The following is a 4,355-nucleotide window of genomic DNA, read 5'->3' on the forward strand; positions in this document are numbered from 1 at the left end:
CCGTTCGTGCTCCAGTCGGCCGAGGTGATGAAGTCCGCGGTCGCCCACCTGGAGCCGCACATGGAGAAGTCGGACGCGGAAGGAAAGGGCACCATTGTCCTGGCCACCGTCCGCGGCGACGTCCATGACATCGGCAAGAACCTCGTCGACATCATCCTGTCGAACAACGGCTACAACGTCGTCAACCTCGGTATCAAGCAGCCCGTCTCCGCGATCCTGGAGGCCGCCGACGAGCACCGGGCCGACGTCATCGGCATGTCCGGGCTGCTGGTGAAGTCCACGGTGATCATGAAGGAGAACCTGGAGGAGCTCAACGCCCGCGGGCTCGCGCAGCGCTTCCCGGTGATCCTGGGAGGTGCCGCACTCACCCGCGCCTATGTGGAACAGGACCTGCACGAGCTCTACGAGGGCGAGGTCCGCTACGCCCGGGACGCGTTCGAGGGGCTGCGCCTGATGGACGCGCTCATCGGCGTCAAGCGCGGGCTGCCCGGCGCCGTGCTGCCCGAGCTGAAGCAGCGCCGGGTGCGGCCCGCCGCCACCGTCGAGGTCGAGGAGCGGCCCGAGGAGGGCCACGTCCGCTCGGACGTCGCCGTGGACAACCCGGTGCCGACCCCGCCGTTCTGGGACACCCGAGTCATCAAGGGCATCCAGCTCAAGGAGTACGCGAGCTGGCTGGACGAGGGCGCCCTGTTCAAGGGCCAGTGGGGCCTCAAGCAGGCCCGTACCGGCGAGGGGCCGTCGTACGAGGAACTGGTGGAGACCGAGGGCCGCCCCCGGCTGCGCGGCCTCCTGGACCAGCTCCAGACGGAGAACCTGCTGGAAGCGGCCGTGGTCTACGGCTACTTCCCCTGCGTCTCCAAGGACGACGACCTGATCATCCTGGACGACCAGGGCAACGAGCGCACCCGGTTCACCTTCCCCCGCCAGCGGCGCGGCCGCCGGCTGTGCCTCGCCGACTTCTTCCGCCCGGAGGAGTCGGGTCAGACGGACGTGGTCGGCCTCCAGGTCGTCACCGTCGGCTCCCGCATCGGCGAGCAGACCGCGAGGCTCTTCGAGTCCAACTCCTACCGCGACTACCTCGAACTGCACGGCCTGTCCGTCCAGCTGGCCGAGGCCCTCGCCGAGTACTGGCACGCACGCGTGCGCTCCGAACTCGGCTTCGCCGGCGAGGACCCCAGCGACATCGAGGACATGTTCGCCCTGAAGTACCGGGGTGCCCGCTTCTCCCTCGGCTACGGCGCCTGCCCCAACCTGGAGGACCGCGCCAAGATCGCCGACCTGCTCCGGCCCGAGCGGATCGGCGTCCACCTGTCCGAGGAGTTCCAGCTGCACCCCGAGCAGTCCACGGACGCCATCGTGATCCACCACCCGGAGGCGAAGTACTTCAACGCACGATGAGCGGTACCGCCGCCCACCACGAACGCCGGCACGGCCCGAGACGTGTCCCACAGAGCACACTGATCGGATAAGTCGTACACTGGTCGGTCCACAGCAGGCCGGTTCCCCGCATGGGAACCGGCCTGCTCGTCCCTCAAGGAGGTACGTGGATGACCAGCACGGTCCCCACGCTCGGAACCCGTACGGCCGAAGGCTCGGCCCTCCAGGCGGTGCTCCTCGACATGGACGGCACCCTGGTGGACACCGAGGGCTTCTGGTGGGACGTCGAGGTCGAGATCTTCGCCCGCCTCGGCCACACCCTCGACGAGTCCTGGCGCCATGTCGTGGTCGGCGGCCCCATGACCCGCAGCGCCGGGTTCCTCATCGAGGCCACCGGCGCCGCCATCACACTCGCCGAGCTCAGCGTGCTCCTCAACGACGGCTTCGAGGAGCGCATCGGCACCGCCCTGCCGCTGATGCCGGGCGCACAGCGGCTGCTGGCCGAGCTCTACGAGCAGCAGATCCCCACCGCCCTGGTCTCCGCCTCGCACCGGCGCATCATCGACCGCGTCCTGACCTCCCTGGGTCCCCAGCACTTCGCCCTGTCCGTCGCAGGCGACGAGGTCTCGCGCACCAAGCCCCACCCGGACCCGTATCTGCTCGCCGCCGCCGGGCTGGGGGTGGATCCGGCCAGGTGCGCGGTCGTCGAGGACACCGCGACCGGGGTCGCCGCCGCCGAGGCCGCCGGCTGCCAGGTGGTCGCCGTCCCGTCGGTCGCGCCGATCGCCCCGGCCGTGCGGCGTACCGTGGTGGCCTCCCTGGAAGAGGTCGACCTGGCTTTTCTGCGCGGCCTGATGGCAGTGTGATGACGGAAATGCGCTAGCCGTTCACCCAGCGTGCAAAGTCCATTGGTCGAAATCCCGGCGCAGCTCATTCAACGGAATTCGCAACTGTTCAACCGGCTGAATTCCGATACCCCATCACAGAAATGCGCGTGTGACGTTCCCCACGCGTCAGGAAGCTCGACAACGTTGCCCGTCTGTGCAGCCCGCCCCCGTTCGGGGGGAAACGGGGTGACCTTGTGTCCCGATTGGGGAGACGCTGCACTAATCCTGCCGCTGTCGGGCTTTCAGTCTGTCCACAAGCGGTTCCCCTGCGTGATGGGCCCTCAACTCGGGCCGCTGCCAACCCTGCTGCGGGCGCCGACTAATCTCGTCGCGAGAACATCGCCGTAACCCCCGTGATCCGCTTCGACACCCCATGTATGCGGGCTACACGGACACGAACAGCTCTGGAGAACTTCGAGCATGAACCGCAAGACTTTGGTGCTGCCGGCCGTGGTCGGCCTGCTCGCTCCGGTGCTCGCCGCATGCGGTGGATCCGACAGCGGGAGCAGCAGTAGCGACGCGATCGTCGTAGGCACCACTGACCAGTTCACCGCCACGAAGGACGCTCCGGCGCCGGTCGACCCCGCGTACTCCTACGACGTCGGCGGCTGGAACATCCTGCGCCAGACCGTGCAGACCCTCATGTCCCAGCCCAAGGGCGAGGGCGACCCGGTCCCGGACGCGGCCGAGAGCTGCTCCTTCACCGACAGCGGCAGCGAGCGCTACGCCTGCAAGCTGCGCGAGGGCCTGAAGTTCTCCGACGGCAACGCAGTCACCGCCGACGACGTCAAGTGGTCCATCGAGCGCGCCCTGCGCATCAAGTCGGACAGTGGCGTCTACGGCCTTCTCACGAACATCGACACCATCGAGACCCAGGGCGACCGCGAGGTCATCTTCCACCTCAAGACCGCGGACGCCACCTTCCCGTACAAGCTGTCCACCCCGGTCGCGGGCATCGTGAACCCGAAGGACTACGAGAAGGACAAGCTCCGCGACGGCTTCGACATCGACGGCTCCGGCCCCTACACCTTCAAGGCCGACGTCAAGGACGACGCGATCGTCTCCGCCACCTTCACCAAGAACCCGAATTACAAGGGCAGCGTGAAGGTGAACAACGAGCAGGTCGTCATGCGCTCCTACAAGGACGCCACCGCCATGGGCGAGGCGATCGACAAGGGCGACATCGACGTGATGACCCGCACCATGTCGCCGGCCCAGATCAACAAGCTCGACGCCGGTACCGACAAGAACGTCGACCTCGTCGAGATGTCCGGCCTGGAGATCCGCTACCTCGGCTTCAACACCGACGCCCCCTCGGTCAAGTCCAAGGCCGTCCGCCAGGCCATGGCCCAGGTCATCAACCGCGACGAACTCGTCGCCAAGGTGTACGGACAGCAGGCCGAGCCGCTGTACTCGCTGGTCCCGGCCTCCATAACCGGCCACTCGAACTCGTTCTTCAACAAGTACGGCGACCCCAGCGTCTCCAAGGCCAGGACCCTGCTGACCGCGGCGAACATCACCACCCCGGTGAAGCTCACCCTGCACTACACGACCGACCACTACGGTCCGGCCACCAAGCAGGAGTTCGAGGTCCTCAAGCAGCAGCTCAACGGCAGCGGACTGTTCGACGTCAGCATCGAGGGCACTGCCTGGTCGTCGTACCAGACCAACGAGCGCAAGGGCGACTACGACGTCTACGGCATGGGCTGGTTCCCCGACTTCCCGGACGCCGACAACTTCCTCGCGCCGTTCCTCGACAAGGACAACTTCCTGAAGTCGCCCTACGTCAACAACCGGATCATCAACACGCTGATCCCGGACTCCCGCCGCGAGGCCGACCGCGCCAGCGCCACCAGCAGCCTGACCGAGATCCAGGACGACGTCGCCAACGACGTCCCGGTGCTGCCGCTGTGGCAGGGCAAGCAGTACGTCGCCGCCCGCGACGACATCACCGGCGTCGCCTACGCCCTCAACTCCTCCGCCAGCCTCCAGCTGTGGGAGCTCGGCCGCGGCACCAGCAGCTGACGCCCGGTCACACGGGCCACACCGCGTCATACGGCAGGAAGGGCGCCCCACTCCACGGAGTGGGGC

3 protein-coding genes are annotated in these 4,355 nt (G+C 67.5%); all 3 read left to right on the top strand.

From position 1 onward, the window contains the following. Positions 1-1,398, top strand: a 1,398-nt coding sequence (locus ACWGKQ_RS51835; RefSeq protein ID WP_453299120.1) for a vitamin B12 dependent-methionine synthase activation domain-containing protein, incomplete at its 5' end; no start/stop codon positions are given. A 149-nt stretch (positions 1,399-1,547) separates the two neighbouring features. Further along, the gene (locus ACWGKQ_RS51840; protein WP_453299121.1) at positions 1,548-2,243 is read left to right on the top strand and encodes an HAD family hydrolase; all 696 of its coding nucleotides are present in this window, start codon (positions 1,548-1,550) and stop codon (positions 2,241-2,243) included. Between the two features lie 441 nt (positions 2,244-2,684). Further along, the gene (locus tag ACWGKQ_RS51845) at positions 2,685-4,289 is read left to right on the top strand and encodes an ABC transporter substrate-binding protein (protein ID WP_453299122.1); all 1,605 of its coding nucleotides are present in this window, start codon (positions 2,685-2,687) and stop codon (positions 4,287-4,289) included. Positions 4,290-4,355: the final 66 nt, after the last annotated feature.

The organism is Streptomyces sp. NPDC054770 (genome assembly GCF_053611985.1).

Excerpts from the sequence above, each read along its gene's own strand:
- ACWGKQ_RS51840 (WP_453299121.1), top strand. The coding sequence starts at position 1,548 with ATGACCAGCACGGTCCCCACGCTCGGAACCCGTACGGCCGAAGGCTCG.
- ACWGKQ_RS51845 (WP_453299122.1), top strand. The coding sequence starts at position 2,685 with ATGAACCGCAAGACTTTGGTGCTGCCGGCCGTGGTCGGCCTGCTCGCT.